The sequence below is a fragment of the Rugamonas brunnea genome (genome assembly GCF_014042345.1).
In the GTDB taxonomy this organism is placed as follows: domain Bacteria; phylum Pseudomonadota; class Gammaproteobacteria; order Burkholderiales; family Burkholderiaceae_D; genus Rugamonas; species Rugamonas brunnea.
The window spans coordinates 1-1030 of record NZ_JACEZT010000047.1 but is presented as its reverse complement, the minus strand read 5'-3'; the positions used below and the strand labels follow the sequence as shown (position 1 = coordinate 1030).

At 53.0% G+C, this 1030-nt stretch carries 1 protein-coding gene and 1 rRNA gene; one reads left to right on the top strand and one right to left on the bottom strand.

Going from position 1 to position 1030, the window contains the following annotated elements; all coding sequences use genetic code 11:
• Positions 1-327 precede the first annotated feature (327 nt).
• Entirely contained in the window at positions 328-864 is a 537-nt protein-coding gene (locus tag H3H37_RS25420; protein ID WP_182167777.1) for a porin family protein, read from the top strand.
• A gap of 65 nt (positions 865-929) precedes the next feature.
• Here the strand turns inward: H3H37_RS25420 and rrf are convergent.
• A 5S ribosomal RNA gene (gene rrf / locus H3H37_RS25415) occupies positions 930-1030 on the bottom strand; the annotation flags it as partial.

Below are 1030 nucleotides of genomic sequence, written 5' to 3'. Positions count from 1 at the left end.
TGCGAAGCGTTTTGTTCGTCAGCAGAGAAGCGAGATTATGCGGTGTTTCGTGCAGCTCGTCAACCCCTCGTTTTCGCCCCGCTCAACTCGCATTTGCACGCGCCGTTTTGCGGGGAGGCGAACTATAACAAAGATCAGGGCGATTCTGCAAGTGCCTCACCCCGACAAGGCGGAGATTCCGCGGAGATGCCTTAGAACTTGCAATAAAAACAATCGGATATTAGAATTTGCCAGCGGAAAATTATCAATAATGCATTTCTGCTGACGGCTCTATCCATTCATCAAGCCAGAAAAAAGGCCTGGCCTGGCATCTCATCAAGGAGTTATATGCGCACGTTGCAGATCAGATCCCCCCTCGCAACCTTATTGAGCCTTTCACTCGCAATGCCGGCATTCGCCGACAATGTATTCGAGCCGGGCCCCTACATAGGCCTCAACCTGGGCAGGGCCAGCATCTCATCCAAGTATGTTGAAAGTGGAAACGATGCGAGCGGTGCGCTCGCCGTCGGATATCAGGCAACGCCAAACTTTGGCGCCGAAATATTCGCGCAGACGTTGAGTTTTGATCCGTTCAAGGGACTTCTGGCAGCACCAGGAAATTATCCCGATAGCCATATCGGCGCCGCAATACTGGGATCAACCCCCATCAGCAATCGACTCAGCGTTTATGGACGCCTGGGTATCGGACGCACAAAAATGGCGTCCACGCGCGCATCGCTGCCGACCTCGCATGAAACCGATCCCAGCATCGGCATCGGGGCCAGCTACGCATTCAACCGGCTATGGTCGGCAAACCTGGAAGCATCGCGCCTGACGAAAACGGAGGTCAATTTTCTGACCGTCGGATTGTGCCTGCAGTTCTGATATGCGTTGAAGACGAAAAAAAACCCCGCCAACACAAGAGTCAGCGGGGTTTTTTCATATAACTAGCTTGACGATAACCTACTTTCACACTGGTTGCAGCACTATCATCGGCGCAGAGTTGTTTCACGGTCCTGTTCGGGATGGGAAGGGGTGGGACCAACTTGCT